Source organism: Wenxinia marina DSM 24838 (assembly GCF_000379485.1).
In the GTDB taxonomy this organism is placed as follows: Bacteria; Pseudomonadota; Alphaproteobacteria; order Rhodobacterales; family Rhodobacteraceae; genus Wenxinia; species Wenxinia marina.
On the sequence record NZ_KB902287.1, the window covers coordinates 17912 to 44835 of the forward strand.

The following is a 26924-nucleotide window of genomic DNA, read 5'->3' on the forward strand; positions in this document are numbered from 1 at the left end:
GACTCACATCGCCGGGGCGACCGCGAACCCGCTGATGCCGCCCATGCCGAGGTCGGCCAGCATCGTCGCCGCGCCGGTCTGAAGGTCGATCATGTAGAGGCCCGCCGTTTCGGCACCCTCCATCTGCAGGATCGCGTAGCCCTCGTTCTCGCCCTCGGCCATCGACAGGATGTCGAAGCCGCCCAAAGCGGAGAGGTCGGCCTCGGCACCGTCCACCGTCACCGGCCCCACGGTGCCGAGCGTCCCGTCGTTGTTCGCCAGCGTCACCAGCGAGTCGGTCTCGGCGTCCAGCGCGTACTGCGCCGTCTCGGACGCCGTCGCCCCGGAGACCGCGTTGGTGTAGGCGTTCGCGAAGACCATCGGCGACGTGCCTTCGTTGGCGTCGCCGGCGCCGTAGGCGGCGTCGGTGAAGCGCATCACCTGGTTCGCGCGCTCGTCGCCGTCGCCGAACCCGTCGGGGAAGTAGACGAGGTTCGCGCCGTCGGAGCCGACCGCCCGCACCGCGTCGATCGCGTTGTTGAAGTCGAACGCCACGGCGCCGTCGGCACCGATGGCGGCATCCTCGGCGAACGTGGCGCCGAGGTCCGTCACCTCGCCGGTGGCCGGGTCGATGGAGACGATCATCCCGTCCGCAAAGCCCAGCAGGTCGCCGGTCACCGGGCGATAGGCGATGGCGCGGACGCTGGTCGACAGGGCGACGGTCTCGACCTCACCGGGCGCGGCGATATCGGCCATGGTGACGAGCGTCGCGCCGTCATCGGCAAGAGCGAACCCCATGGCGCCACCGGCGTGGGCTTCCGCGAGGGCGGACGTGGCGCCCGTCGTCAGAAGGGCGGCGGTGGTCAGAAGGTGGGCTTTCATGTCGATCCTTTCGGGTTGCGGAGCGGCGCTCTGTGCACCGCCTCGGACCCGAGTCACGACGAGCGACGAATGAAAGTTGCACGACGCGCCGACGAAAGGGCGCGTCGTGTCGCCGCGTCCCGTCGTGGCGATCAGCGCCCGTCGTACAGGCGGCAGGCCGCGCCGCGGCGGGCGCAGTCGCCGAGGCCGGCGAGAAGGCCGGCGCGGTCCGGGCCGGCCGTGATCCCCAGCGCCGCCAGCCGCTCGCGGTAGAACGGCTCCATCCCCTCGGGCCAGTCGTCGAGCGCGAGGGTGAAGTAGCGCAGCGCCTCGTCCGGGCGGCCGGTCGCGGCGTAGACATGGGCCAGCGTGTCGTAGCCCTGATAGGCATCCACCGGGTCGGTCTGGTCCTCGGCCCAGCGCTCCATGATCATCAGCGCGTTCGTCAGGTCGCCGTCGAGGTAGAGGTCCCACGAGATGGCGTTCGGGACGCCCCAATCGTCCTCGGCGCTGCGGATCGCCGCCTCCTGCTGGCGGTACAGCGCCAGCGCCTCGTCGTTGCGGTCCTGCCGGACGAGCGCATGCCCAAGGTGGCGGACCGGCTCGAGCTCGGACGGCGACGCCTCCAGCGCGGCGCGGGCCGCGGCCTCGACCGCCGGCCAGTCGTCCAGCTGGGCGTTCACCTCGGCGAGGCGGAGGTTCGCCCAGTAGACGTCCTCGCCCACGACGAGGGCGTGCTCGTAGGCGACCTTCGCCTCGGGCCAGGCGGCGATGTCCTGCATGCACAGGGCGACCGTGCCGAACATGTGCGAGTCGGTGGGCGGGGCGACCACCGCCAGCAGCGCCGCGGCCGGGCCGCACTCGTCGCCGCGACCGGCATCGCGGCGGGTCATCAGCGCCTGCTCCAGCGCCCACGGATTGCCGGGCGCGAGGGCGAGCCCCTCCTCGGCGAGGAGGACCGCGGCCTCGACGTTGCCTTCCGCCGCCTCGATCCAGCTGAGGTCGATCACCGGCACGTGCCAGTCCGGCACGAGGTCGCGCGCGGCCAGGGCCTCGGCCCGCGCGACGGCATAGTTCTGCGCCTGGTAGGCGGCGCGGCTCGCGTCGATGTTCGAGGCGGCCTTGAGGCACTGGGCGATCACCGGGGCCGGCAGGCCGTCGGTGTCCCAGCAATCGAGCCGCTGGTCGTAGGCGGCGGCGCCGGTCGGCAGACCCAGGGGCAGAAGCGCAAGGGCGAGGGGGGCGAGGCGGGCGGAAAGAGACATCGGACAGGTCCAAATATTGAGCTCAACTCGACCGATCCTGCGACGGCGCCCCGTCTTCCGGCAAGGGGGCACGCGGTTTCCTTCCGGTATTCCGGACCCTATACGGGGCCCGCGCCCGCGACGGGTGCCGGCAGCAGGAGCGACGCATGGCCCAGGAACATCCCGACCACCCGGTCCACGCCCGGATCGACGGCACCATCGTGATGATCGGCTTCGGCTCCATCGGGAAGGGCACCTGGCCGCTGATCGAGCGCCACTTCGACTACGACGCAGACCGCTTCGTCGTGATCGAGCCGGACGAGCGCAACCACACCTTCCTGCGCCAGCACCGGATCAACCACGTCGCCGACCGACTGACGCCGACCAACTACCGCGAGGTGCTGGGCCGCCTGCTGGAGCCGGGCAAGGGTTTCGTCGTGAACCTGTCGGTCGATACCTCCTCGCTCGACATCCTGCGGTTCTGCCGCGAGATCGGCGTGCCCTACATCGACACCGTGGTGGAGCCGTGGGCCGGCTACTACTTCGACACGCAGGACAACGCGGCGCGCACCAACTACGCCCTGCGGCAGGCGGTGCGGGACGAGAAGGCGGCGAATCCCGGCGGCACCACGGCGGTGAGCTGCTGCGGCGCCAACCCCGGCATGGTCTCGTGGTTCGTGAAGGAGGCGCTGCTGACGCTGGCCCGCGACACCGGCCGCGACGCGGCGGCGCCGACCGACCGCGCCGGCTGGGCGCGGCTGATGCAGTCCCTCGGCGTCAAGGGCGTCCACATCGCCGAGCGCGACACCCAGGTCCGCCGCCGGCCGCGGCCGCGGGGCACGTTCGTCAACACCTGGTCGGTCGAGGGCTTCATCGCCGAGGGCTTCCAGCCCGCCGAGCTGGGCTGGGGCACGCACGAGACGTGGTTCCCCGAGAACGGCCACCGCCACGACACCGGCTGCCGCAGCGCGATCTGGCTGGAGCGGCCGGGCGCGATCACTCGCGTCCACACCTGGTGCCCGACGCCGGGGCCGCAGTTCGGCTTTCTCGTCACTCACAACGAGGCGATCTCGATCGCGGACTACTACACCGTGGGGGAGGCCGGAGCACCGGAGTTCCGGCCGACCTGCCACTACGCCTACCACCCCTGCGACGACGCCGTCCTGTCGCTGCACGAGATGTTCGGTTCCGGCCGGCAGCAGACGGTGCACGAGATCCTGGACGTGGACGAGATCGTCGAGGGCATCGACGAGCTCGGCGTGCTTCTCTACGGCCACGAGAAGAACGCGCTGTGGTTCGGCTCGCGCCTGTCGAACGAGGCGACGAAGGACCTCGCCCCCTACCAGAACGCGACCGGCCTGCAGGTGACGTCGGCGGTTCTGGCCGGCATGGTCTGGGCGCTGGAGAACCCCGGCGCCGGCATCGTCGAGACCGACGAGATGGACCACGCCAGGTGCCTCGAGGTGCAGCGCCCCTACCTCGGCCCGGTCGAGGCGCACTATACCGACTGGACGCCCCTGCAGGACCGGTGGGAGCACTTTCCCGAGGACATCGACGACAGCGACCCCTGGCAGTTCCGGAACGTGCTCGCCACCTGACGGGCCGGGCATGCTGGACTGGTCGCCGCGGTGCCCGGGGCGGAGCCGGTTGCCCCGGCGGGGGCCGTACCTTGAAGCCGGGGCGATCCCGTCCCGGGCCTGACCCGGGACCTCGCCGATCGATGCACGCCACGCTGCCGGTGGCTCCGGCTCGAGGGCCGGGGCGGGCCAGTCGTGGGACGCCCGGCTGAGCGGGGAAGAAGAAGTAGTAGCCTGAAGCCGGCCCTCACCCGCAGCGCGAATAGCCGCAGTTGCTACAGGTCAGGCAGCCCTCGACCATGCGCACGTCGAAGGAGCCGCAGGACGGGCAAGCCGCGGACGGGCGCCGGCCGAGCGGCGTGACCTCGGCGTGGGGGTCGGCCTTCAGGCCCGCCCCCTCGGACGCGAGGAAGCCGATGGCGACGAGGTGCGTCTCGATCACGCCGCCGATCGCGGCCAAGATCGAGGGCACGTACTTGCCGCCCATCCACGCCCCGCCGCGGGGGTCGAAGACGGCCTTCAGCTCCTCCACCACGAACGACACGTCGCCGCCGCGCCGGAACACCGCGCTGATCATCCGGGTCAGCGCCACGGTCCAGGCGAAATGCTCCATGTTCTTGGAGTTGATGAAGATCTCGAACGGCCGGCGCCGGCCGCCGACGACGATGTCATTGACGGTAATGTAGATCGCGTGCTCGCTGTCCGGCCATTTCAGCTTGTAGGTCGCGCCCTCCAGCTCGGTCGGGCGGTCGATCGGTTCGGGCTCGGGCGCGTAGATCAGATCGCCGGCATGGGTGTCGGCGACGACCTCCGAGGCTGGCGCGGTGGCCGTCTCGGGCTTCGGCGCCAGCGACAGCACGCTCCCCGTCACCTCGTTCGGGCGATAGGTCGTGCAGCCCTTGCAGCCGGTGTCCCAGGCCAGCATGTAGACGTCCTTGAACCGCTCGAACGAGATGTCGGCGGGGACGTTGATCGTCTTGGAGATGGACGAATCCACCCATTCCTGCGCGGCGGCCTGCATCCGGACGTGATCCTCGGGCGCGAGCGTCTGGGCGTCCACGACATGGGCGGGCAGGTCCGCCTCGCCGTGCGTGTCGCGCCACATCTGCACGGCGTAGTCCACGACCTCCTCCTCGGTCCTCGTGCCGTCGCGCTGAAGCACCTTGCGGGTGTAGGCGGTGGCGAAGATCGGCTCGATCCCCGACGAGACGTTGCCGGCATAGAGCGAGATCGTCCCGGTCGGCGCGACCGAGGTGAGGAGCGCGTTGCGGATGCCGCCCTCGCGGATCGCGGCGCGCACGTCCTCGTCCATCTTCTGCATCGTGCCGGAAGAAAGGTAGGCGTCCGCGTCGAACAGCGGGAAGGCGCCCTTCTCCTTCGCGATCTCCGCGCTGGCCAGGTACGCCGCCCGCGCGATCCGCCGCATCCACTCCCCCGTCCGCGCCACCGCCTCGTCCGACCCGTAGCGCAGCCCGACCATCGCCAGCGCGTCGGCGAGGCCGGTCACGCCGAGCCCGATCCGCCGCTTGGCCTGCGCCTCGGCCCGCTGCTCGGGCAGCGGGAAGCGGCTGGCGTCGACGGTGTTGTCCATCATCCTGACCGCCACCGCGACCAGCTCGTCCAGCGCCGCCTCGTCCAGCTCCGCCTCCGCGCCGAACGGGTCGTTCACCAGCCGGGCGAGGTTGACCGACCCCAGGAGACACGCGCCATAGGGCGGCAGCGGCTGCTCGCCGCAAGGATTGGTGGCCGCGATGGTCTCGGCATAGGCGAGGTTGTTCATCGCGTTGATGCGGTCGATGAAGATCACGCCCGGCTCTGCGTAGTCGTAGGTCGCCTGCATGATCGCGTCCCACAGGGCGCGGGCGCGGATCGTGCGGTAGGTCTCGCGGCCGAAGACGAGGGGCCAGTCGGCGTCGGCCTTCACCGCTTCCATGAACGGGTCCGTCACCAGCACGCTCATGTTGAACATGCGCAGGCGGGCGGGGTCGGACTTGGCGGCGACGAAGGCCTCGATGTCGGGATGGTCGCAGCGCAGCGTCGCCATCATCGCGCCGCGGCGGCTGCCGGCGGACATGATGGTGCGGCACATCGCGTCCCAGACGTCCATGAACGACAGCGGCCCGCTAGCGTCCGCGCCGACGCCGTGGACCGCCGCGCCCTTGGGCCGCAGGGTGGAGAAGTCGTAGCCGATGCCGCCGCCCTGCTGCATCGTCAGCGCCGCTTCCTTCAGCGCGTCGAAGATGCCGCCCATGCTGTCCGGAATCGTCCCCATGACGAAGCAGTTGAACAGCGTCACCGTCCGCGCCGTGCCCGCGCCGGCGAGGATGCGGCCGGCGGGGAGGAAGCGGAAATCCTCGAGCGCGGCGTAGAACCGGCCCTCCCACGCGGCGGGGTCGGCCTCCACCGACGCCAGCGCGCGGGCGACGCGGCGCCAGCTGTCCTCCACCGTTTCGTCCAGCGGCGTGCCGTCCGGCTGCTTGAACCGGTACTTCATGTCCCAGATCTGCTCGGCGATGGGCGCGGCGAAACGGCTCATGGCGTGGTCTTTCGACATCGTGACGGCCCGGGTGCTGGAAGAATCGGAGGCGGAGACCTACCCTACACCAGATATAGGGGCAAAAGAAGAACGGAAGGGCAGTCGTGGGGTCAGCAGGCTACGTCAACCTGATGAAACTGTCCGTCGGCACCGACGACGTGGCGGACCTAGCCCGCTGGCAGGCGTCGCGCCGGGCGCAGTCCGCCGACGGCCTGAACCGCCACGTCACCCGCATGTGGCCCAAGCGCGGCGACGAGGTGCTGGCCGGCGGGTCGATCTACTGGGTGATCAAGGGGCTGATCCTCTGCCGGCAGCGGATCGTGGGGCTGGAGGAGCAGCGGGGCGGCGACGGCATCCTGCGCTGCGCCCTCGTCCTCGATCCCGAACTGCATCGCACCGCGTCGGTCCCGCGCCGCCCGTTCCAGGGCTGGCGCTACCTGGCCCCGGCCGACGCCCCGCCCGATCTGCCGCCCGGCCGCGAGCAGGAAGAGCCCCTGCCGCCCGGCCTGTCGAAGGCGCTGGAGGAGATGGGCCTGCTGTAGACACGAAAAAGGACCCCCGAAGGGGCCCTTCATCGTCGTCAGGATCGGGAAATCAGTTGGACTCGGTGGAGTCCATCCCGTTCATCTCCACGACCACCGTCTCGAGGTCCAGGAGTTCCACTTCCTCGTGGCCCTCGCAGGCCGCGGCGATGGCGCGGACGTTGTCGTTGATGGTGTCCACGTCGCCGATCGCGTCGTCCGGCAGCTCGACCATCGCCGCCATGTCGACGCCGAGCGATTCGGCGTAGTCGGTCTGCGTCGAGGCTTCCGCTTCCAGGAAGTCGCCGCAGTCCACGCCGACGAGGTCCAGCGCCTCGACGTTGCCGTCGTCCTGCTGCGCGAACGCGGCGCCACCGAGGGTCAGGGCCAGGCCGAAGGCCGCGGCGAACTTGGTCACATGGGTCATCTTTACTCTCCTTCAGGCGGCCGGCCCCTGCCGGTCCATCGCGCTGACAATGCCGGAGGAAGTAGAACGTTCCCGCATGTGACGGCCGGCTCACCTGCGCGTGAGCGGCCGACGGCTCACTGCACCCCGAGGCGCGTCACAAGCTCCTTGAGCGTGCGCCGTCCTTCGTCGGTCCAGTCCGCCGTGCGCGACTGCCACAGCGTCGCCTGGCTGGAATGGATCATCCCGTCGGCGAGGATCTTGAGGCCGTTCGCGCGCAGCGTCTCGCCGGTGGAGGTGATGTCGGCGATCGCCTCGGCCGTCTCGGCCCCGACGGTGCCCTCGGTGGCGCCCTGGCTGTCGACGAGGGCGTAGTCGGCGACCCCGTGCTCGCGCAGGAACTCGCGCACCAGGCGGTGGTACTTGGTCGCGATCCGCAGGCGGTGGCCGTGGCGGTGGCGGAAGGCGGCGGCGGCGGCGTCGAGGTCGTCGAGCGTGTCGACATCCACCCAGGCCTGCGGCACCGCGACGACGAGGTCGGCCCGGCCGAAGCCCATCGGCGCCAGCTCGGTCAGCCGCAGCTCCCACAGCGGCACCTTCTCGTGCACCAGGTCCGAGCCGGTGACGCCGAGATGCAGCCGCCCGGCCGCCAGCTCGCGCGGGATCTCGCCGGCGGACAGCAGGATCAGCTCCAGCCCGTCGATCCCCTCGGCGACGGCGGCATAGTCGCGCTCGGACCCGGCGCGGCGCAGGCCGATGCCGCGCTCGCCGAACCAGGCGACGGTCTTGTCCATCAGCCGCCCCTTGGACGGCACGCCCAGCCGGATCATGCGCCGCCCCCCGCCACCAGCGCGAGGTCGGGCCGGATCACGCCGCCCACCGCGGGAACGGACCGCCCCTGCCCCAGCACCTTCGTCAGCGCGTCATAGCGCCCGCCGGTCGCCACCGGCGGCAGCTCCGGCCGGCCCTCGGCGACGAGGCCGAAGACGAAGCCGTCGTAGTATTCCAGCGCCGTGCGCCCGTAGCTGCCCTCGAACTGCAGGGTGCCCACGTCGATGCCGCGCCGGGCCATCGCGTCCAGCCGGGCCGCCATCCGCGCCACCGCGGGCCGCGTCGCCGGCAGGTCGACGGCGAGGTCGCGCAGGTGGCTGAGCGCGTCGGGCGCCGGCGCCCGGATCGCCACCATCTCGTCCAGCAGCGCGCGCTCCTCGTCCGACAAGGGCGGCGCGGCGGCATCCTCGCGCAGGGCGGCGATCCGCGCCTCCACCTCGGCCCGCGAGCGCTTGCCGATGTCGGGACCGGCCCCGTCGAACGGGTCGCCGAGGCCGAGCAGGCGCACCCGGCTCGGCGGCACCGCGCCGCGCCCTCCGAACCGGTCGAGCAGCGCCCGGAAGCGCCGCGGCCGCCAGATGTGCCGCAGCAGCGCGGCCTTGCGCGCCTCGGTGGTCCGCAGGCCCCGCACGGCCGCGATCAGCAGGCCGACATCGCCGATCGCACCCGTCAGGCCGAGGCCCGACAGCGCGCCCGCGACGGTGGCGAAGACCTCGGCGTCGGCCTCGGCCGGATCGTCGCCGCCGAACAGCTCGAAGCCCACCTGGACGTATTCGTTGGCCCGGGCTTCGTCGACCTCCTGCCGCCGGAACACCTCGCCGGCATAGGTGTAGCGGGCGGGGTCGGCGCCGCTCTCCATGTGCATCTGCACCACCGGCACGGTGAAGTCGGGGCGCAGCATCATCTCGCCCCGCAGCGGATCGGCAGTGACGTAGGCCCGCGCGCGGATATCCTCGCCGTAGAGGTCGAGAAGGACGTCGGCCGGCTGCAGGATCGCCGCCTCGACGGGCTGCGCCCCGGCGGCGCGGAAATGCACCGACAGCCGCGCCGCCTCGGCGCGCAGGTCAGGGGTGGGGGCGGCGGTCACCGGTCCAGCATCGCCCGGACGGTGGCGACGAGGTCGCCGCGCGGCACCTCGACCTGGGAGGGGTTCTCCTTCCACTCCTCCAGGGACGCGTCGGCCGCGATCCGCGCGCCGAGGACAAGGTCCTTCACCTGCACCACGCCGCGCTCGAACTCCTGGCTGCCGGCGATCACCGCCGCCGGGCTGCCGCGCCGGTCCGCGTATTTCAGCTGGTTGCCGAAGTTCTTGGGGTTGCCGAGGTACACTTCGGCCCGGACGCCCGCGCTCCGCAACTCCGCCGCCATGGCGAGATAGTCAGCCATCCGCTCCCGGTCCATCACCGTCACGATGACCGGCCCCCGCGCCGCCGCGCCCCCGATCCGCCCCTTGGCGCGCAGCGCGGCGAGCAGCCGGTCGACGCCGATCGACACGCCCGTCGCCGGCACCTCCTGCCCGGTGAAGCGCTTCACGAGGTCGTCGTACCGCCCCCCGCCCGCGACCGAGCCGAACCGCTGCGGCCGCCCCTTCTCGTCCGCGATCTCGAAGGTCAGCTCGGCCTCGAACACGGGTCCGGTGTAGTAGCCGAGGCCGCGGACGACGGAGGGGTCGACCGAGATTTGCTTTTCTGAATAGCCCTGGTTTTCAGCGTAGCCTACAATTTCAAGGAGTTCGCTTACGCCGGCGGTACCCTCCTTGCTATCCGCTACAAGCCTCCCGAGTGACTCGAGTATCTTCCTGTTCCAGTCGAGAATTGAGGCACCGTAGATCGGTTGATCTCGATTGATGACTTCACCGGTGTTCAGGCGCCTGACGTCATCGCTGGCATCGATGAAGCGAAATAGCAGATCGGCCTGTTCGTCCCCCAGACCCGCACCTTTGGTGAAATCCCCGCTCTCGTCCGTGCGCCCCTCGCCCAGCAGCGCCCGCACGCCCTTCGGGCCCAGCCGGTCCAGCTTGTCGATGGCGCGCAGCACGATGCCGCGCTCATTCGCCCTGTCCTCGCCGCCGAGGCCTGCGACCTCCATCACCCCGTTCAGGACCTTGCGGTTGTTCACCTTCACCACGTAGTCGCCGCGCGGGATGCCGACCTCTTCCAGCGTGTCGCACAGCATCATGCAGATCTCGGCGTCCGCCGCGACGGACGCGGTGCCCACCGTATCGGCGTCGCACTGGTAGAACTGCCGGAACCGCCCCGGCCCCGGCTTCTCGTTCCGCCAGACCGGCCCCATCGCGTAGCGCCGGTAGGGCGTCGGCAGATCGTTGCGATGCTGCGCGAAGACCCGCGCCAGCGGCGCGGTCAGGTCGTAGCGCAGCGCCAGCCAGTCGCCGGCCTTCTCCGCGCCCTCGTCCTCCTGCCAGGCGAAGACGCCCTCGTTCGGGCGGTCCACGTCGGGCAGGAACTTGCCCAGCGCCTCCACCGTCTCGACGCCGCTCGTCTCCAGCGCGTCGAAGCCGTAGCGGTGGTAGACGCCCGCGATGGTCGACAGCATCGCCGCGCGCTCGGTCACCTCGGCACCGAAATAGTCGCGAAACCCCTTGGGCGTCTCGGCCCGGGGGCGGCGCGGTCCCTTGTCCTTGGCCATCAGGCGGGCTCCCGGCTGCGTCTGGTGAGGTCGCGGGCGGCTCTACCGCAGCGGCGGCGGGGCGGCAAGCGCGGGGCGGCGGGCTGTCCTCCAAGCGGAGCGCCGGTGGCTGCTGTCGGAGGGGGGCCTTCTGCCCCCCGCGTGCTGGCGCACACCCCCCCCCGAGGATATTTATGGCTCGGTGAGAGGAAATTAGGGGCGCGTTAAGGTTAATGCGGCACGCTGGCGACGCGGTACAGGCTGGGAAGCCGATGACCGTGCGACGTGAGAGGGGACCCGTCGTCCTCTCGGCGGCGGGGCGGGCGGGCCCGAGGCACCTCCCGGTCCGCCGCTCCCCTTGTCCCTCTCACCGAGCCATAAATATCCCCAGGGGGAGTCCGGCCCCTCAGGCCGGACGGGGGCGGGACGCCCCCCGAACGCAAGGAAAATGCGCCGCAAGGCGCTCCGCCGGATCAGAGCGGCAGCGCCGTCGTGTACTTCATCTGCCGCAGCGAGAACGCGGACACGACCGAGCGCACGTGCGGCGCGCGCAGGAGGGCGTGGGTCATGAACCGCTCGTACGCCTCGACGTCGGCGCAGCGGATCTTCAGCATGTAGTCCGCCGTCCCCGCCATTGCGTGCGCCTCCATGATCTCGGGATGGGTCTCGACGATCCGGGCGAGGCCGGCCAGCGCCTCCTCGGAATGGTCCTCCAGCGTCACCTGGGCGAACACGCAGAGCCCCGCGCCCGCCTTCTTCGGGTCCAGCAGCGCCACCCGTGCCCGGATCAGCCCCGCCTCCTGGAACTCGTTCAGCTTGCGCCACGCGGTCGAGGCAGCCATGCCGGCCCGCCGGCCCAGCTCCGCCACGGGCTGTGACGCGTCGGATTGCAGCTCCTTCAGGAGCGCACGCTCGGGATCGGTCAGTTTCACAATGCGGCCTTCAACGAAATGTCTGCTCCACAGACTGCCCCCATCCGCACGATCCGGCAAGAAATCTTCCTGCCCGGGGGCCACATTGAACGGCGAGAGGAGACCCGCCATGGCCAAGGACACCGCCTACCGCTCGAAGGACGCCGGTCCCGACGGCCGCTACGCCTACACGCCGGACGAGGATGCCGTCTGGGGCGAGCTGTTCGACCGCCAGATGACCACCCTGCCCGGCCGGATGACGCCGGACTACCTGGACGGCGTGAAGAAGCTCGGCCTCACCAACGCCCGCGTCCCGCAGGTCGCCGACATCGACCCCCGTCTCGCCGCGCTGACCGGCGCCGGCGTCGAGGGCGTGCCGGCGATCATCCCGCCGAAGCAGTTCTTCGGCCTGCTCGCCCAGCGGAAGTTCCCGATCGCGACGTTCCTGCGCCGCCGCGAGGAGATGGACTACATCGAGGAGCCGGACCTCTTCCACGAGGTGTTCGGCCACTGCCCGCTGCTGACGAACCGTCCCTACGCCGACTTCGTCGAGCGGTTCGGCCAGACTGCGCTGTCGCTGCCCAGGGGCATGAACTGGCAGATGTTCCGCCTGTTCTGGTTCACCGTCGAGTTCGGCATGATCCGCACGGACGAGGGCCTGCGCGCCTACGGCGCCGGCCTCGCCTCGTCGCCGTCCGAGCTGGAGAACGCCTTCTCCGGCCGGGCCGAGATGCGCGACTTCGACCTGATGGAGGTGCTGCGCACGCCCTACCGCATCGACATCGTGCAGCCGGTCTACTTCGTCATCGACAGCTTCGAACAGCTCGCCGGCCTGCTCGACGCCGACATCGCAGGTGCGGTCGCGCGGGCGAAGGAGCTGGGCGACCTGCCCCCGGCCTTCGACCCGGCGGCGTAGAGTGGCGCGTCCCGGGCCTGACCCGGGACCTCGGCCGGGCCGGGCGCTCCGATCGCGCGGGGCCCCGGGTCAGGCCCGGGGCGGGTGTTCCGGTTCGCCGGCATCCGCCCCCCCCTTGGCAGCGCCGGTCACGTTTCCTACCTCCGCGGCATGACCGATATCCGACACATCGAAGAGAAGATCGCGCACCTGACGCGCACCTGCGACGACCTCAGCGACGTCGTGGCCCGGCAGGAGCGCGAGATCGCGGCGCTGACGCGGCGGGTGCAGGTGCTGATGGAGCGGGAGGCCGAGCGGGAGGTGGCGCAGGACACGCCGATCACGCCGCCGCCGCACTGGTGAGAGCCTAGTTCTCGAAGTCCATCGCCACGATCTCGCCGCCCGAGAGCAGGACGTCGGCCCAGTCGCCGGACGAGCCGAAGGCGCGGTAGACCGTCAGGAACGCCGTCTGCTGCGCCACGCCCTCCAGGCCCGACTCGCAGGCCTGCCCGGCGCTGCCGCAGCCGCGGACCTGCTCGTAGGCCGCGTCCGTCGGCGTGAACGCGCCGCCGCCGTCGCCGTAGCGCAGCGCCTCGTGCGTCGCGACGTCGCCGAACAGCGCGAGCGCGGCGGTGAACTGCCGGGGGCAGCCGTCGTTGAACCCGGTAAGGTAGTGGGTCCGCAGCGTCGTCGATTGCGGCTGCGTGTCGTACAGCTCGAACCCCGCCGCCGTGGCGATCCGCGTGCCGAGGTCCGCGTCCGGCGTCTCGCAGGAGGTGGCGAACTCGCCGTAGGGCAGGTTCTGCCCCGGTGCCACGGCCACGAGAGTCATCGCCAGGCCTGCCACGTTCGGCGACACCGCGCCGGAACAGGCGCCAAGCGTCACGGCGCAGAGCGCCGCCAGACCGGTTCTCATCATCATCTCGCATCCCCCTCGGATCGGCGAGCAGATAGCACGGGCCGGCGGCGCGGTCGAATCCGTCTACAGCAGCCAGGCGATCGGCAGGCGGCTTGCCGCGCGGACCAGCAGGCGGGTGCCGGCGCGGGTGCCCGGATCGTGCCGCCAGACCGCCCCATCCGAGCCGGTCCAGGTCAGCCCGCCGCCCGGCGCCGCCGTTACCTCCCACGCCAGCGGGCGGATCTCGCTGTCGAACCGCTCCTCCAGCACCGCCGCAAGGCGCTCACTCTCGATCAGCACCCCGTTTTCGCAGTTCAGGTTCAGCGAGCGCTGGTCGAAATTGTAGGACCCGATGAAGACCCGCGCCCCGTCGGCCGAGAAGGATTTGGCATGCAGGCTGGCCGTGCCCTTGCCGATCAGGCGGGTGTCGACGCGCCGCGCCTCCTCGCGCCCGAGGACGGGCCGCAGCTCGAACAGCTGCACGCCGGCGCGGGCGAGCGCGCGGCGGTAGCGGATGTAGCCGGAATGGACGAGCGTGACGTCCGTCGATTCCAGCGCGTTGGTCAGGACCCGGACCCTGACCCCGGCCCGCGCCAGCGAGATCAGGTAGGCCGCGCCGCGCCGCTCGGGCACGAAGTAGGCCGAGATGAGGGTGAGCGACCGCTTCGGCGCGACCCGTCCCTCGATCAGCCGGTCGAGCAGGCGCGACGGATCCTTGCCGTCGCCCAGCGCCTTCCTGGGATCGTCGCTGACGAGGTCGACGCGGCACCAGTCGAGGGGCAGCTCGCCCTTCAGGATCGCGTCCATCGGCCCCCGTGCCTCGACCTCGGCCAGGAGGCGCGCCACCTCGCCCCCCGCGCGGTACGGCACCAACGCGGAGTCGAGGCTGCCGAGCCGCGGCGGCGCCAGCAGCCAGCCGGCGGGATAGGCCGACGCCGAGGTCCAGTAGCGCTGGAAATCGTGCGCCGTCTCGGCCGCGCCCTCCCCGACGGCGAGCGCGTCGAGGTCGCGGTAATGCGCCTCGCCGTGGCCGAAGTAGATGTCGCCGATGTTGCGGCCGCCGACGATGGTGGCGATGCCGTCCGCTGTCAGCGACTTGTTGTGCATCCGCCGGTTCAGGCGGGGGAAGTCGAACAGGTAGTTCAGCGCCTTGGGCCGCCGCAGGACGAACGGGTTGAAGAGACGCACCTCGGCGTTCGGCTGGGCGTCCAGCTCGGCCAGCAGGTCGTCCAGCGCCGGGATGCCGTTGTCGTCGATCAGGAGGCGGACGCTGACGCCGCGGTCGGCCGCCTTGCGCAGTTCGTCCAGCAGGAGAAGGCCGGTCACGTCGCGCTGCCAGATGTAGTATTGCACGTCCAGCCGCCGCGCCGCCGCACGGATCAGGGCCACCCGCAGGGCGAAGGCGCCGGGGCCGCCGGGGATCGGCATGACGCCGGACCGGCCGGGATGGGCGGCGATGGCGGCGCCGAACGCCTCGGCCAGCGCGCCGCCCTCGGGCACCGGGGCGGGCGGCGGGTCGATCCGGCGCGACAGGTCCGGCAGACTCCAGATCCGCCGGCCGAGCAGCACGAGAAAGACGGCCACCAGGGCGAGGGTGGCGAGGATCGCGATCAGGATCGTCTGCATCGGGATCCGGTCAGAGGTCCTCGACCTCGACCACGCCCTGCAGGCTGCGCAGCGCGCCCTTGATCTGCGGCGTGACCGGGAAGGTGCTGCCACAGTCGAGCTCCACCTCGCCCGGCAGGCCCTCGCCCATCAGGCAGAAGTAGATCGGCCCGCGCCCGCCCTTCAGCCCGTCCTTCGCCGCCTTCTGCAACAGCTGCGCCACCGGGCCGACGGCCGCCGGCTCCTCCACGAAGACGCGCAGGCCCGCGCTCTCGCCGCTCGCCACCACGCTGTCGATCGGCGCGATCGACCGCGCGAGCAGCTTCAGCTGGTCGGCCTCCATGTTCGCCTCCACGGTCAGGATCACCTGCGATCCGGTCTCGAGATGATCGCGCGACGCCTCCAGCGTGTCGGAGAAGACGGTCACCTCGTACTGCCCCGTCGGGTCCGACAGCTGGACGAAGGCGAAGCGGTTGCCGCGGGCCGACTTGCGCTCCTGCCTCCCCGCGACGGTGCCGGCCATCTTGGCGATGCAGGGGCTGCGCTCGGCCTTGGCCGTCACCTCGTCGAGGGTCGACACGTCCCGCCGCTTCAGCGCCGGCAGGTAGTCGTCGAGAGGGTGGCCCGACAGGTAGAAGCCGATCGCCGTGAATTCCTCGGCCAGCCGCTCGGCCGGGAGCCAGTCGGCGGCGGCCGACAGGCGCGGCTCGGGCAGGTCGTCGCCGCCCTCGCCGAACAGCGAGACCTGCGAGGACTGGCGCTGCTCGTGGACGGCGGCGGAATAGGCGACCAGCTGGTCGAGCGAATCGAACACCCGCCGCCGGTTGCGGTCGAGCTGGTCGAAGGCGCCGGCCCGCGCCAGCATCTCCAGCGGGCGCTTGCCGACGCGCTTGAGGTCCACCCGGCGGGCGAAGTCGAAGAGGTTCACGAACGGTTTCGACGACCCGCTCCGGGCCTGACCCGGGGCCTCGCCCGGCCGGGCGCTTCCGTTTGCGCGAGGTCCCGGGTCAGGCCCGGGACGGGCGGTCCCTGCACCCGCCGTCTCGCTCGAACCGCCCCGGGCTTGACCCGGGGCCTCGCCGGACCGGGCACCCTCGTTTGCGCGAGGTCCCGGGTCGAGCCCGGGACGGGTGTCGCTGTGGCCGTCGCGGCCCTCGACCACCAGCCGCATCGCGTCGACGCCGACGTTCTTCAGCGCGCCGAGCGCGTAGACCAGCTTGCCGTCCACCACGTCGAACGTCGCCTGCGACCGGTTCACGCACGGCGGGATCACCTCGATGCCGAGGCCCTTGCGGACCTCCTGGAAGTAGACGCCCAGCTTGTCGGTCAGATGGATATCGCAGTTCATCACGCCGGCCATGAACTCGACCGGGTGGTTCGCCTTGAGCCAGGCCGTCTGGTAGCTGACCACGGCATAGGCGGCGGCGTGGGACTTGTTGAAGCCGTAGTTGGCGAACTTCTCCAGAAGGTCGAAGACCTCGGACGCCTTCTGCTTGTCGACGCCGTTCGCCATCGCGCCGGCCTCGAACTTGGGGCGCTCCTTGGCCATCTCCTCGGCGATCTTCTTGCCCATCGCCCGGCGCAGCAGGTCGGCGCCGCCGAGCGAATAGCCCGCCATCTCCTGCGCGATCTGCATCACCTGTTCCTGGTAGACGATGATCCCTTGCGTCTCTTCCAGGATGTGGTCGATCAGCGGGTGGATGGATTCCCGTTCCCGCAGGCCGTTCTTCACCTCGCAGTAGACCGGGATGTTCTCCATCGGGCCGGGGCGGTAGAGCGCCACCAGCGCGACGATGTCCTCGATGCAGGTCGGCTTCATGCGCTTGAGCGCATCCATCATGCCCGACGATTCCACCTGGAACACCGCGACGGTCTTGGCCTTCGAGTAGAGGCGGTAGCTTTTCTCGTCGTCCAGCGGGATCAGGTTCATCTGGTTCTCGGCCCCCGGCGCGGGGGTGTAGAGGACCGTGCCGTCCGCCGCCTGGTGCAGGGGGCGGCCGGATTTCAGGATCAGGTCGACGGCGTTCTGGATGACGGTCAGCGTCTTGAGGCCGAGGAAGTCGAACTTCACCAGCCCCGCCTGCTCCACCCACTTCATGTTGAACTGCGTCGCCGGCATGTCCGAGCGCGGGTCGCGGTAGAGCGGGACCAGCGCATCCAGCGGCCGGTCGCCGATGACCACGCCCGCGGCGTGGGTGGAGGCGTTGCGGAGCAGCCCCTCGATCTTCTCGGCATATTCGAACAGCCGCGCGGCGGGGTTGCGGCGCCCCTCGCGGCGGTCCTGCTCGGTCTCGCGCGTTTCCTCCCGCAGGCGCGGCTCGTCGGCCAGCGCCTTGCCGATGGAGACGGGCTTGACCCCCTCCACCGGGATCATCTTCGACAGGCGGTCCACCTGCCCGTAGGGCATCTGCAGCACGCGCCCGACGTCGCGCACCGCGGCCTTGGACAACAGCGCGCCGAAGGTGATGATCTGTCCCACCTTCTCGCGGCCGTACTTCTCCTGCACGTAGCGGATCACCTCTTCCCGGCGGTCCATGCAGAAGTCGATGTCGAAGTCGGGCATCGACACCCGTTCGGGGTTCAGGAACCGCTCGAACAGGAGCGAGTAGCGCAAGGGGTCGAGGTCGGTGATGGTCAGCGCATAGGCGACGAGCGATCCGGCGCCGGAGCCGCGGCCGGGGCCGACGGGGATGTCGTGGTCCTTGGCCCACTTGATGAAGTCGGCGACGATCAGGAAGTAGCCGGGAAAGCCCATCCCCTCGATGATGCCGAGCTCGAACTCCAGCCGCGCGTCGTACTCCTCTCGCGGGGCGGCGGCGTCGATCACCTTCAGCCGCGCGTCGAGGCCCTCCTTCGCCTGCCGGCGCAGCTCCTCCACCTCGTCGTCGGCGAACTTGGGCAGGATCGGCTTGCGCTTCTCGGCCTTGTAGGCGCAGCGGCGGGCGATCTCGACGGTATTCTCCAGCGCCTCGGGCAGGTCGGCGAACAGGGTCGCCATCTCCTGCGCGCTCTTGAAGTAGTGCTGCGGCGTCAGGCGGCGGCGCGGCTCCTGCTGGTCGACGTAAGAGCCCTCGGCGATGCAGAGCAGCGCGTCGTGCGCCTCGTAGAGGTCGGGCTTGGGGAAGTAGCAGTCGTTGGTGGCGACCAGCGGCAGGTCCATGTCGTAGGCGATCTCGACGTGGCCGCGCTCGCTGGCCTTCTCGGCGGGCGGCAGGCCGGCCTCGCCGGGATGGCGCTGCAGCTCCACATAGAGGCGCTGGGGGTAGATCTCCGACAGGCGCCGCACCAGCGCCTCGGCCTTCGGGCGCTGGCCGGCGCGGAGCAGGCGGCCGACCGGGCCGTCGGGGCCGCCGGTGAGGCAGATCAGGCCGTCGGCATGGGCGGCGAGGTCGTCGAGCGTGACCTGCGGAATCTCGTCGCTCTCGGTCAGGTACAGCGCCGAGTTTAGCTTCATCAGGTTCTCGTACCCCCGCTCGGACTGGGCGAGGAGGACGAGGCCGGCGGGCAGGTCCGGCCGCTTGCCCGGCTCCGGCGTCAGGTAGCGCAGCGGGACTTGGCAGCCGAGGATCGGCTGGATGCCGGCCTTCGACGCGTATTCCGAGAATTCCAGCGCACAGAACATGTTGCCGCTGTCGGTCACGGCGACGGCGGGCATGCCCGCGGTCTTCGCCATCTCGGGCAGCTTCTTCACCGGGATCGCGCCTTCGAGGAGCGAATATTCGGTGTGGGTGCGCAGGTGGATGAATCGGGGCTGCTGGGCCATGGAGCCACAGTATCTTGTGTCCCCTGACCGGGGCAACCGCGACCCGGCGGTGGGCGGGGCGGGTCCGGCTTGGCGCCTCGGCTCCGTCTAGGATCGACGGAGGGCGGCGTCTGGCCGCGGTCAGACGCCCCGACGCAGTGGTAGGCGCACTTTATCCGGCGTCCCCCGGACGATCTCGATCGTCTCGCAGGGGGCGAGGAAGCGTCTGGCCGGGGGGCGGCCAGACGCTGCCCGGGCCGCTCGCGCGGCTGATTCCGGGCAGAGGCGTTGCCGGCAGGGCGCGGGAAAAAGCAAAGGCCCCGGACATCGCTGCCCGGGGCCGTCGCATCAAGTGCCGCGCCTCAGGCCAGCGTGGGCCGGGGACCGCGGGTATTGATCAGCACCACGCCGGCGAACAGCGCGACGGCCAGGGCGCCGATGGCGGGCATCTCGGCCCAGCCGGGCTTGGCGACCATCAGGCAGACCACGAGGATGAACAGCGCCTGCTCGGCTCGGCCCGGCCAGACCAGCCGGTCGGCCTGCGCCAGCGCGCCGACGACGTCGCCCTCGGCCTTGAGGGTCGCGATCCGGCTCAGCGTCGGCCCCAGGATCGTCGCGCCCATGACGAAGCTGATCAGCGCCGCGGCCAGCGCCAGCACGATCCACGCCTGGAAGCCCCAGGCGCCGATCCAGACGAGCGCGCCGCCGGTCAGCAGCACGGTCAGGCTCGCCGGCATCATGACGAGGCCGAGGGGCGCCAGCGTCTCGAGCAGCGACAGCAGGCGCCGGCCGTCGCGGCCGGCGAGAATGGTGAGGATGGTGAAACACAGGCCCCCGCCAACCCAGACGACGGCAGCCATGACATGCAGGAATTTCAGTGCGGTATAGAGGTCCATTTCAGATGTCGTTCCCTGTCGGAAATTCGGATGGCGGCTTCTATGGCCGCGGCCCCTCGCCGCACAGTGAGGCTTTCCTTACTCAGCGTCGCCCCCATAGGTAGCCGTTCGACTAGGTATCTTGACAAGGCCCCGACATCGAGATACCTAGCCTTATGACTAACAGTCTCGATGCCTTCTACTCCGCCCTCTCCGATCCGACGCGCCGCGCGGTGATCGAGCGGCTGGTCCGCGGGCCCGCCCCGGTCAGCGAGCTGCACGCGCCGCACGACATCGCGCTGCCGACGTTCCTGCGGCACCTCAAGGTGCTGGAGGCCGCGGGTCTCGTCCGGTCCGAAAAGGCCGGGCGGGTGCGCACGGTCCACATAGAGGCGCTGGCGCTGGCCGACGCCGAAGGCTGGATCGAGCGCCAGCGCCGGATCTGGGAGGCGCGGCTCGACCGGCTGGATGCGCTGGCCGAACGGCTGGAAACCGAATCCCCACCCAAGGAGCCATGATGCCCTACGACCTGACCCTCAGCCGCGAGATCGCGGCCAGTCCCGCGACCGTCTGGCGCTGCCTGACCGAGCCGGAGCTGCTGAAGCAGTGGTTCGCGCCGCGCCCGGTGACGATCACGAAGCTGGAGCTGGACCCGACGCCCGGCGGCATCTGGCTTCTGGCGATGGACATCCCCGAGATGGGAGTCATGGAAGAGCCGGCCGGTTGCGTCCTGATCGCCGAGCCGGAGAAGCGGATCGCCTGGACCAGCGCGCTCGGCCCCGGCTTCCGCCCCAATGCGGTGAAGACCGGCGAGATGGACTTCCCGCTGACCGCGATCATGGAGATCGAGGCGACGGCGACCGGATGCCGCTACACCGCGACAGCGCTGCACGCGAGCGAGGCGGACATGAAGAAGCACGAGGCAATGGGCTTCCACGACGGCTGGGGCCAGGTCGCCGACCAGCTGAAGGAGATGGCCGAGGCCGGCCTCTGACGCCATGTCGCCGGGCGGGCGGCGTCTCCCCCGCCCGGCGAACCTTGCCAACCGCGCCCCGCCGCGCTTTCATGCCCCCGGGACAGGGGCGCCGCGGTCTACGCCGCATCGACCGCGCGGGAGGACCCCTCACTCGGGTAAGGCGGCGGGTCGTCCAATGCGGATCAGGTTTGCTCTGAACGGGGAGCCTTGCGAGGTCGAGGCGCCGCCGACGCGGACGCTGCTCGACTGGCTGCGCGAGGAGCGCGGGCTCACCGGCACCAAGGAAGGGTGCAACGAGGGCGATTGCGGCGCCTGCACGGTCATGGTGACGGACGAGGCCGGGGCGCGGGCGCTGAACGCCTGCATCCTGTTCCTGCCGCAGCTGGAGGGGCGCGCGGTGCGGACGGTCGAGGGCATCTCGGCCCCCGACGGGCAGATGCACCCGGTCCAGCGGGCGATGGTCGCCGAACACGGGAGCCAGTGCGGCTTCTGCACGCCGGGCTTCGTCGTCTCGATGGCGGTGGGGCACCTGAACGGGCGGACCGACTGGGACGACGTGCTGGCGGGGAACCTGTGCCGCTGCACCGGCTACGCGCCCATCGTGCGGGCGGCGGAGGCGGCGGCGGAAGAGCCGGCGCCGGACTGGATGCGGGACGTGCCGCCGGAGGCGCGGTCGGCGACCTCCGTCGCAGAGGGCGGCGCGCCCGACGCGCCGGGCGGCTACGCCGACACCGGCGGCGACTGGGGCCACACGGCGCCGATGGCGGCGACCGGCGCGTCGCGCGAGGGTGACCCGGGCGAGGCGTCGGAGGCGGTCCGGCCGGAGAGCGCGGACGCGCTGGCGGCCTGGTATGTCGAGAACCCGGACGCCGTGCTGGTCGCCGGGGCCACCGATGTCGGCCTGTGGGTGACGAAGTCGCTGCGTGACATCGGCTCCGTCGCCTTCCTCGGCGGCTGCGCCGACCTCAAGCGGGTGGAGCGGACGGCGGAGACGATCCGCTTCGGCGCGATGGTGTCGATGACCGACGTCCTTGCGGTCCTGCGCGAGACGCATCCGAGCTACGCCGCGATGGTCCGCCGCTACGGGTCCGAGCAGGTGCGCAACGCCGCCACCATCGGCGGCAACATCGCCAACGGCTCGCCCATCGGGGACAACCCGCCGGCGCTGATCGCGCTGGGGGCGACCCTGCACCTGCGGCGGGGGGACGAAAGGCGCGAGATGAGACTCGAGGACTTCTTCCTCGACTACGGCAGGCAGGATCGGCGCCCCGGCGAGTTCGTCGAGGCGGTGTCGCTGCCGGCCTCGGCCCCGGCCTTCCGGGTCTACAAGCTGTCCAAGCGCTTCGACCAGGACATCTCGGCCGTCTGCGGCGCGTTCAATCTGGCCGTGGAGAACGGCACCGTGACGGCGGCGCGGATCGCCTTCGGCGGCATGGCCGGCATCCCGAAGCGGGCGGCGGCCGTCGAGGCGGCGCTGACCGGACGGCCGTGGACGGAAGACACGGTGACGGCGGCCCTGCCCGCCTTCGCCGAGGACTTCGCGCCGATGAGCGACATGCGCGCCTCCGCCGCCTACCGGCTGGAGGCGGCGGGGAACATGCTGCGCCGGTACTTCGCCGACATGTCGGGGCAGGCGACCGACGTGCGGGAGATCACGGCATGAGCGTCGCCACCCCCCTGCCCCACGACAGCGCCCCGCTCCACGTCACCGGCCGCGCCCGATACGTGGACGACATCCCTGCCCCCGCCGGCACGCTGCACCTGGCCTTCGGCCTGTCGCCCATCGCGCGCGGACGGATCAAGGCGATGGACCTCGCCGCGGTGCGCGCCGCGCCCGGGGTGGTGCGGGTGCTGACGCGGGAGGACCTGCCGAACGCCTGCGACACCTCGCCCAGCGCCCACGACGAGCCACTGCTGGCGGAGGGCGAGGTCTTCTACGCCGGGCAGGCGGTGTTCCTCGTCATCGCCACCAGCCACCTCGCCGCCCGCAAGGCGGCGCGGCTCGGCAAGGTGGAGTACGAGGAGATGGAGCCGCTCCTCTCCTACGACGAGACGCTGGCCGCCGGGGCCGAGTTCGAGGCCGAGCCGCGGGTCTGGCAGAAGGGCGACGCGGGCGCGGCCATCGCGGCGGCGCCGCGGCGCCTGACGGGCCGGATCGAGATCGGCGGGCAGGAGCACTTCTACCTCGAAGGGCAGGCCGCGCTGGCGATCCCCGATGACGGCGGCGCGATGCATGTCGTCACGTCCACGCAGCACCCGACCGAGATCCAGCACAAGGTGGCCGACGCCCTCGGCCTGCCGATGGCGATGGTGCGCTCGGAATGCCGGCGGATGGGCGGCGGCTTCGGCGGCAAGGAGAGCCAGGGCAACGCGCTCGCCGTCGCCTGCGCGGTGGCGGCGAAGCTGACGGGCCGGGCGTGCAAGATGCGCTACGACCGCGACGACGACATGGTGATCACCGGCAAGCGCCACGATTTCCGCATCGACTACGACGTCGGCTACGACGACGGCGGGCGGATCGCGGGCATCGACTTCACGCAGGTGACGCGGGGCGGCTGGTCGATGGACCTGACGCTGCCGGTCGCCGACCGGGCGATGCTGCACGCCGACAACGCCTACCACCTGCCCGCTTGCCGCATCACCTCGCACCGGCTGCGGACCAACATGTGCTCGGCCACCGCCTATCGCGGCTTCGGCGGGCCGCAGGGGGTTCTGGGGATCGAGCGGATGATGGACGAGATCGCCCATGTCCTCGGGATCGACCCGGTGGAGGTGCGGCGGGTCAACTACTACGCCGATTGCGCGGGCGGCGGCGGCGGAGGGGGGCCGTCTGCCCCCCGCTCGGCTGCGCCGAGCCCCCCCGAGAGGTATTTGGAGCAAGATAGGAGCCCCGGGTCGGGACATGCCATGAGCGGCGCGCTCGCCGGGGCCGGCAAGCGGTTCGGGGCGGAGCATTCGCCGGTGGCGCGGCCGGTGGAGCCGCAGACCACGCCCTATGGCATGGAGGTGAAGGACTTCCTGCTGAACGGGATGACGGCGAAGCTGCTGGCGGATTGCGACTATGCCGGGCGGCGGGCGGCGATCCGGGCGTGGAACGAGCGCTCGCCGATCCTGAAGCGGGGGATCGGCTTCTCGCCGGTGAAGTTCGGGATTTCCTTCACGCTCACGCACCTCAACCAGGCCGGCGCGCTGGTGCACGTCTACCAGGACGGGTCGATCCACCTGAACCATGGCGGGACCGAGATGGGACAGGGCCTGTTCCAGAAGGTCGCGCAGGTGGCGGCGGCGCGGTTCGGGGTGGACGTGGCGCAGGTGCGGATCACCGCGACCGACACGGCGAAGGTGCCGAACACCTCGGCCACGGCGGCGTCCTCGGGCACGGACCTCAACGGCATGGCGGCGATGGCCGCCTGCGACGCGATCCGGGAGCGGATGGCGGAGTGCCTGGCGGGGCTGCACCAGGCGAAGCCCGAGGCGGTCGTCTTCGAGGGCGGCGAGGTGCGGGTGGGCGAGGCGGCGATGAGCTTCGCCCAGGCGGCGACGCTGTGTTACGAAAACCGCGTCTCGCTGTCGGCGACGGGGTTCTACCGCACGCCCGACCTCGCCTGGGACCGCATCCGCGGACAGGGGCGGCCGTTCTTCTACTTCGCCCATGGCTGCGCGGTGACCGAGGTGGCGATCGACACGCTGACCGGCGAGAACCGCATCCTGCGGGCCGACATCCTGCACGACGTGGGCGCCTCGCTGAACCCGGCGATCGACCGGGGGCAGATCGAGGGCGGCTACGTGCAGGGCGCCGGGTGGCTGACGACGGAGGAGCTGGTCTGGGACGACAAGGGTCGGCTCCGGACGCACGCGCCGTCGACCTACAAGATCCCCGCCTGCTCGGACCGGCCGCCGGTCTTCAACGTGGAGCTGTGGGACGGCGAGAACCCGGAGGCGACGATCTACCGCTCCAAGGCGGTGGGGGAGCCGCCGTTCATGCTGGGCATCTCGGCGTTCCTGGCGCTGTCGGACGCCTGCGCGGCGTGCGGGCCGCACTATCCGGCGCTCGACGCGCCCGCGACGGCGGAGCGGGTGCTGGCGGCGGTGAAGCGGGCTCGGGGATGAGCGGGGCGCTGTGGGTCGAGATCGTGCGGACCCGCGGCTCCACTCCGCGGGACGCCGGGACGGCGATGAAGGTGACGGCCGAGGGGGCCGAGGGGACGATCGGCGGCGGCGCCCTGGAATGGCGGGCGATGGAGACGGCGCGGGCGATGCTGTCGGACGGCGCGGCGGAGCGGGAGGAGACGTGGCCGCTGGGGCCGGGCCTCGGCCAGTGCTGCGGCGGAGCGGTGACGCTGCGTTTCACGCGGGAGCGGCGGGCGGTGGATCCGGTGCCGTTGCTGCCGGCCGCGCAGGACGCGGGTCCGGGCCTCGACCTGTGGCTCTGGGGCGCGGGGCATGTCGGGCGGGCGATCGTCCGGGCGGCCCCGGCGCGCGTGCGGATCACCTGGGCCGACACGGCGGCCGACCGGTTCCCGGAGTGGGCGGCCCGGCGGGCGCGGGTGCTGCCGGCGGCGGACCTGCCGCTGCTCGCCGCGCGGGCGCCGGTGCAGGCGCACCACCTCATCATGACCTACTCCCACGACATCGACCTCGCCCTGTGCGACGCGCTGCTGCGACGGGGCTTTGCCTCGTGCGGGCTCATCGGGTCCGACACGAAGTGGGCGCGGTTCCGCAGCCGCCTCCGGCAACTGGGCCATGACGACGCCCATATTTCGGGCATTGCCTGTCCGATAGGCGACAAGGCCCTCGGCAAGCGGCCCGAGGCCATTGCCGCGGGGACGGTGGCCGCGCTACTGAGGTCGGCGGGGACGGACGTGCGACAGGGGGACGGCGCGGCATGACGGAGCCATTGCTCCGCCTTTCGGGGCTGACCAAGGCCTATCCCGGCGTCGTCGCCAACAGGGGCGTCAGCTTCGACATCCGGCCCGGCGAGATCCACGCCCTGCTGGGCGAGAACGGCGCCGGCAAGTCGACCCTGGTCAAGACGATCTACGGCCTGGTGAAGCCCGACGAGGGCCGGATGGCGTGGCGGGGCGCGCCCTTCGCGCCGGGCAAGCCGTCTGACGCGCGGGCCGCGGGCGTCGCGATGGTGTTCCAGCACTTCTCGCTGTTCGACGCGCTGGACGTGGCCGAGAACGTGGCGCTGGGGATGGAGAATCCGCCGCCGATGGGCGAACTGGCGGCGCGCATCCGCGAGGTCAGCGACACCTACGGCCTGCCGCTGGATCCCGGCCGGATCGTCGGCGACCTCAGCGCCGGGGAGCGGCAGCGGGTGGAGATCGTCCGATGCCTGCTGCAGGATCCCAGGCTCCTCATCATGGACGAGCCGACGAGCGTCCTGACCCCGCAGGAGGTGGAGATCCTGTTCGAGACGCTGCGCAAGCTGCGCAGCGAGGGTACGTCCATCCTCTACATCAGCCACAAGCTGGAGGAGATCCGCGCCCTCTGCGAACACGCGACGATCCTGCGCCTCGGCGAGGTCGTCGCCACCTGCGACCCGCGCGAGGCGTCGGCGCGGGAGATGGCGGAGATGATGGTGGGCAGCGCGCTGCACAGGCCGGCGCGGGCGGCGAAGGCGCCGGGCGAGGTGGTGCTGCAGCTGGACGGGCTGACGGCGGCAAGCCCGCGGCCCTTCGGGACCGCGCTGAAGGACGTGAGCGTCGAGGTGCGGGCGGGCGAGGTTCTGGGGATCGGCGGCGTCGCCGGGAACGGGCAGGACGAGCTGCTGCTGGCGCTGTCGGGGGAGATGCGGACGGCGGCGGAAATGGTGCGCCTGAAGGGCGCGCCGGTGGGTCGGCTGGGGCCGACGGCGCGGCGGCGCCTTGGCCTCCTTTGCGCGCCGGAAGAGCGCAACGGCCATGCCAGCGCACCGGACATGAGCCTGACGGAGAACGCGCTGCTGACGGGCGGCGTGCGCAAGGGGATGATCCGGAAGGGCTTTCTCGACTGGGGCAAGGCGCGGGGCTTCGCCGAGGAGGTGATCCGCGGCTTCGACGTGCGCACGCCGGGGCCGGGGGCGGCGGCGCGGTCGCTGTCGGGGGGAAACCTGCAGAAATTCGTCATCGGGCGGGAGATCCTGCAGGCGCCGCAGGTGCTGGTGGTGAACCAGCCGACGTGGGGCGTGGACGCGGCGGCGGCGGCGGCGATCCGGCAGGCGCTGCTGGATCTCGCAGCCGGCGGGGCGGCGGTGATCGTGGTGAGTCAGGACCTCGACGAGCTGATGGAGATATCCGACCGGTTCGCGGCGCTGAACGGCGGGGCGCTGTCGGCGCCGGTGCCGACCGGAGGGCTGACGGTGCACCGGATCGGGCTGATGCTGGGCGGCGCGCACGACATGGAGGTCGCCCATGTGGAGGCGTGAGGCACCGGCACAGCCCGTGCACCGGGCGTGCAC

The 26924-nt window shown here is 71.3% G+C and carries 22 protein-coding genes; 10 read left to right on the forward strand and 12 right to left on the reverse strand.

The annotated features are described in order from the left end of the window. Positions 1-3 precede the first annotated feature (3 nt). Positions 4-861: a DUF4394 domain-containing protein gene (locus A37W_RS0108740; protein ID WP_018302651.1), complete on the reverse strand. Its 858-nt coding sequence runs from the start codon at positions 859-861 to the stop codon at positions 4-6. 131 nt (positions 862-992) lie between these two features. Next, positions 993-2105, reverse strand: coding sequence for a tetratricopeptide repeat protein (locus A37W_RS0108745; RefSeq protein ID WP_018302652.1), 1113 nt, complete (start codon positions 2103-2105; stop codon positions 993-995). A 146-nt stretch (positions 2106-2251) separates the two neighbouring features. On the opposite strand from A37W_RS0108745, the gene A37W_RS0108750 reads away from it, so the two are divergent. Then, positions 2252-3682 (forward strand): homospermidine synthase, encoded by a 1431-nt coding sequence (locus A37W_RS0108750; protein WP_018302653.1) that lies wholly within the window; start codon positions 2252-2254, stop codon positions 3680-3682. 226 nt (positions 3683-3908) lie between these two features. On the opposite strand, the gene A37W_RS0108755 is transcribed toward A37W_RS0108750, so the two are convergent. Further along, positions 3909-6197, reverse strand: a complete 2289-nt coding sequence (locus tag A37W_RS0108755) for an adenosylcobalamin-dependent ribonucleoside-diphosphate reductase (protein WP_018302654.1) — start codon at positions 6195-6197, stop codon at positions 3909-3911. Positions 6198-6328: 131 nt separating this feature from the next. Between A37W_RS0108755 and A37W_RS0108760 the strand changes: the two genes are divergently transcribed. Beyond that, positions 6329-6739: a DUF1489 family protein gene (locus A37W_RS0108760; protein WP_040753759.1), complete on the forward strand. Its 411-nt coding sequence runs from the start codon at positions 6329-6331 to the stop codon at positions 6737-6739. 52 nt (positions 6740-6791) lie between these two features. On the opposite strand, the gene A37W_RS0108765 is transcribed toward A37W_RS0108760, so the two are convergent. The 5 genes from A37W_RS0108765 to A37W_RS0108785 form a co-directional block, all read right to left on the reverse strand. Further along, entirely contained in the window at positions 6792-7145 is a 354-nt protein-coding gene (locus tag A37W_RS0108765; RefSeq protein WP_018302656.1) for an HdeA/HdeB family chaperone, read from the reverse strand. 116 nt (positions 7146-7261) lie between these two features. Then, positions 7262-7954: an ATP phosphoribosyltransferase gene (hisG, locus tag A37W_RS0108770; RefSeq protein WP_018302657.1), complete on the reverse strand. Its 693-nt coding sequence runs from the start codon at positions 7952-7954 to the stop codon at positions 7262-7264. Beyond that, the gene (locus A37W_RS0108775; protein ID WP_018302658.1) at positions 7951-9042 is read right to left on the reverse strand and encodes an ATP phosphoribosyltransferase regulatory subunit; all 1092 of its coding nucleotides are present in this window, start codon (positions 9040-9042) and stop codon (positions 7951-7953) included. The genes hisG and A37W_RS0108775 overlap by 4 nt, the downstream gene beginning before the upstream one ends. After that, entirely contained in the window at positions 9039-10601 is a 1563-nt protein-coding gene (gene hisS / locus A37W_RS0108780) for a histidine--tRNA ligase (RefSeq protein ID WP_018302659.1), read from the reverse strand. Before hisS ends, A37W_RS0108775 begins: the two co-directional genes overlap by 4 nt. A gap of 452 nt (positions 10602-11053) precedes the next feature. Continuing rightward, positions 11054-11512, reverse strand: coding sequence for an Lrp/AsnC family transcriptional regulator (locus A37W_RS0108785; protein ID WP_018302660.1), 459 nt, complete (start codon positions 11510-11512; stop codon positions 11054-11056). 109 nt (positions 11513-11621) lie between these two features. Between A37W_RS0108785 and A37W_RS0108790 the strand changes: the two genes are divergently transcribed. After that, entirely contained in the window at positions 11622-12407 is a 786-nt protein-coding gene (locus A37W_RS0108790; protein WP_018302661.1) for a phenylalanine 4-monooxygenase, read from the forward strand. A 150-nt stretch (positions 12408-12557) separates the two neighbouring features. Next, positions 12558-12749 (forward strand): SlyX family protein, encoded by a 192-nt coding sequence (locus A37W_RS0108795; protein WP_026198385.1) that lies wholly within the window; start codon positions 12558-12560, stop codon positions 12747-12749. A 4-nt stretch (positions 12750-12753) separates the two neighbouring features. Here the strand turns inward: A37W_RS0108795 and A37W_RS0108800 are convergent, their stop codons facing one another. The 4 genes from A37W_RS0108800 to A37W_RS0108815 all read right to left on the reverse strand — a co-directional run bounded on the left by A37W_RS0108800 (position 12754) and on the right by A37W_RS0108815 (position 19527). Then, entirely contained in the window at positions 12754-13308 is a 555-nt protein-coding gene (locus A37W_RS0108800) for a hypothetical protein (protein WP_018302663.1), read from the reverse strand. A gap of 60 nt (positions 13309-13368) precedes the next feature. Further along, the gene (locus tag A37W_RS0108805; protein ID WP_018302664.1) at positions 13369-14910 is read right to left on the reverse strand and encodes a phospholipase D-like domain-containing protein; all 1542 of its coding nucleotides are present in this window, start codon (positions 14908-14910) and stop codon (positions 13369-13371) included. Positions 14911-14920: 10 nt separating this feature from the next. Further along, positions 14921-18652: a DNA polymerase III subunit alpha gene (gene dnaE, locus A37W_RS0108810; protein ID WP_018302665.1), complete on the reverse strand. Its 3732-nt coding sequence runs from the start codon at positions 18650-18652 to the stop codon at positions 14921-14923. Positions 18653-18993: 341 nt separating this feature from the next. Beyond that, positions 18994-19527, reverse strand: coding sequence for a hypothetical protein (locus A37W_RS0108815; protein ID WP_018302666.1), 534 nt, complete (start codon positions 19525-19527; stop codon positions 18994-18996). Between the two features lie 155 nt (positions 19528-19682). On the opposite strand from A37W_RS0108815, the gene A37W_RS0108820 reads away from it, so the two are divergent. The 6 genes from A37W_RS0108820 (at position 19683) to A37W_RS0108845 (ending at position 26891) form a co-directional block, all read left to right on the forward strand. Then, positions 19683-20024, forward strand: a complete 342-nt coding sequence (locus tag A37W_RS0108820) for an ArsR/SmtB family transcription factor (protein WP_018302667.1) — start codon at positions 19683-19685, stop codon at positions 20022-20024. Then, the gene (locus A37W_RS0108825; protein ID WP_018302668.1) at positions 20024-20500 is read left to right on the forward strand and encodes an SRPBCC family protein; all 477 of its coding nucleotides are present in this window, start codon (positions 20024-20026) and stop codon (positions 20498-20500) included. Before A37W_RS0108820 ends, A37W_RS0108825 begins: the two co-directional genes overlap by 1 nt. Positions 20501-20657: 157 nt before the next feature. After that, positions 20658-22145, forward strand: coding sequence for a xanthine dehydrogenase small subunit (gene xdhA, locus A37W_RS0108830; RefSeq protein ID WP_018302669.1), 1488 nt, complete (start codon positions 20658-20660; stop codon positions 22143-22145). Then, positions 22142-24592 carry a xanthine dehydrogenase molybdopterin binding subunit gene (locus tag A37W_RS0108835; protein ID WP_018302670.1) on the forward strand — a complete coding sequence of 817 codons (2451 nt, stop codon included), beginning with the start codon at positions 22142-22144 and terminating at the stop codon, positions 24590-24592. Before xdhA ends, A37W_RS0108835 begins: the two co-directional genes overlap by 4 nt. Then, positions 24589-25371 (forward strand): xanthine dehydrogenase accessory protein XdhC, encoded by a 783-nt coding sequence (gene xdhC / locus A37W_RS0108840; RefSeq protein WP_018302671.1) that lies wholly within the window; start codon positions 24589-24591, stop codon positions 25369-25371. Before A37W_RS0108835 ends, xdhC begins: the two co-directional genes overlap by 4 nt. Continuing rightward, on the forward strand, positions 25368-26891 hold the full coding sequence (locus tag A37W_RS0108845; protein ID WP_026198388.1) for an ABC transporter ATP-binding protein: 1524 nt from the start codon (positions 25368-25370) through the stop codon (positions 26889-26891). The genes xdhC and A37W_RS0108845 overlap by 4 nt, the downstream gene beginning before the upstream one ends. The last annotated feature ends 33 nt before the right edge of the window (positions 26892-26924 follow it).

What these genes read in the sequence shown, in the direction of transcription:
- A37W_RS0108740 (WP_018302651.1), bottom strand. Translation starts at nt 861, where the DNA reads ATGAAAGCCCACCTTCTGACCACCGCCGCCCTTCTGACGACGGGCGCC.
- A37W_RS0108745 (WP_018302652.1), bottom strand. Translation starts at nt 2,105, where the DNA reads ATGTCTCTTTCCGCCCGCCTCGCCCCCCTCGCCCTTGCGCTTCTGCCC.
- A37W_RS0108750 (WP_018302653.1), top strand. Translation starts at nt 2,252, where the DNA reads ATGGCCCAGGAACATCCCGACCACCCGGTCCACGCCCGGATCGACGGC.
- A37W_RS0108755 (WP_018302654.1), bottom strand. Translation starts at nt 6,197, where the DNA reads ATGAGCCGTTTCGCCGCGCCCATCGCCGAGCAGATCTGGGACATGAAG.
- A37W_RS0108760 (WP_040753759.1), top strand. Translation starts at nt 6,329, where the DNA reads ATGAAACTGTCCGTCGGCACCGACGACGTGGCGGACCTAGCCCGCTGG.
- A37W_RS0108765 (WP_018302656.1), bottom strand. Translation starts at nt 7,145, where the DNA reads ATGACCCATGTGACCAAGTTCGCCGCGGCCTTCGGCCTGGCCCTGACC.
- hisG (WP_018302657.1), bottom strand. Translation starts at nt 7,954, where the DNA reads ATGATCCGGCTGGGCGTGCCGTCCAAGGGGCGGCTGATGGACAAGACC.
- hisS (WP_018302659.1), bottom strand. Translation starts at nt 10,601, where the DNA reads ATGGCCAAGGACAAGGGACCGCGCCGCCCCCGGGCCGAGACGCCCAAG.
- A37W_RS0108790 (WP_018302661.1), top strand. Translation starts at nt 11,622, where the DNA reads ATGGCCAAGGACACCGCCTACCGCTCGAAGGACGCCGGTCCCGACGGC.
- A37W_RS0108795 (WP_026198385.1), top strand. Translation starts at nt 12,558, where the DNA reads ATGACCGATATCCGACACATCGAAGAGAAGATCGCGCACCTGACGCGC.
- A37W_RS0108800 (WP_018302663.1), bottom strand. Translation starts at nt 13,308, where the DNA reads ATGATGATGAGAACCGGTCTGGCGGCGCTCTGCGCCGTGACGCTTGGC.
- A37W_RS0108805 (WP_018302664.1), bottom strand. Translation starts at nt 14,910, where the DNA reads ATGCAGACGATCCTGATCGCGATCCTCGCCACCCTCGCCCTGGTGGCC.
- dnaE (WP_018302665.1), bottom strand. Translation starts at nt 18,652, where the DNA reads ATGGCCCAGCAGCCCCGATTCATCCACCTGCGCACCCACACCGAATAT.
- A37W_RS0108815 (WP_018302666.1), bottom strand. Translation starts at nt 19,527, where the DNA reads ATGGACCTCTATACCGCACTGAAATTCCTGCATGTCATGGCTGCCGTC.
- A37W_RS0108820 (WP_018302667.1), top strand. Translation starts at nt 19,683, where the DNA reads ATGACTAACAGTCTCGATGCCTTCTACTCCGCCCTCTCCGATCCGACG.
- A37W_RS0108825 (WP_018302668.1), top strand. Translation starts at nt 20,024, where the DNA reads ATGCCCTACGACCTGACCCTCAGCCGCGAGATCGCGGCCAGTCCCGCG.
- xdhA (WP_018302669.1), top strand. Translation starts at nt 20,658, where the DNA reads ATGCGGATCAGGTTTGCTCTGAACGGGGAGCCTTGCGAGGTCGAGGCG.
- A37W_RS0108835 (WP_018302670.1), top strand. Translation starts at nt 22,142, where the DNA reads ATGAGCGTCGCCACCCCCCTGCCCCACGACAGCGCCCCGCTCCACGTC.
- xdhC (WP_018302671.1), top strand. Translation starts at nt 24,589, where the DNA reads ATGAGCGGGGCGCTGTGGGTCGAGATCGTGCGGACCCGCGGCTCCACT.
- A37W_RS0108845 (WP_026198388.1), top strand. Translation starts at nt 25,368, where the DNA reads ATGACGGAGCCATTGCTCCGCCTTTCGGGGCTGACCAAGGCCTATCCC.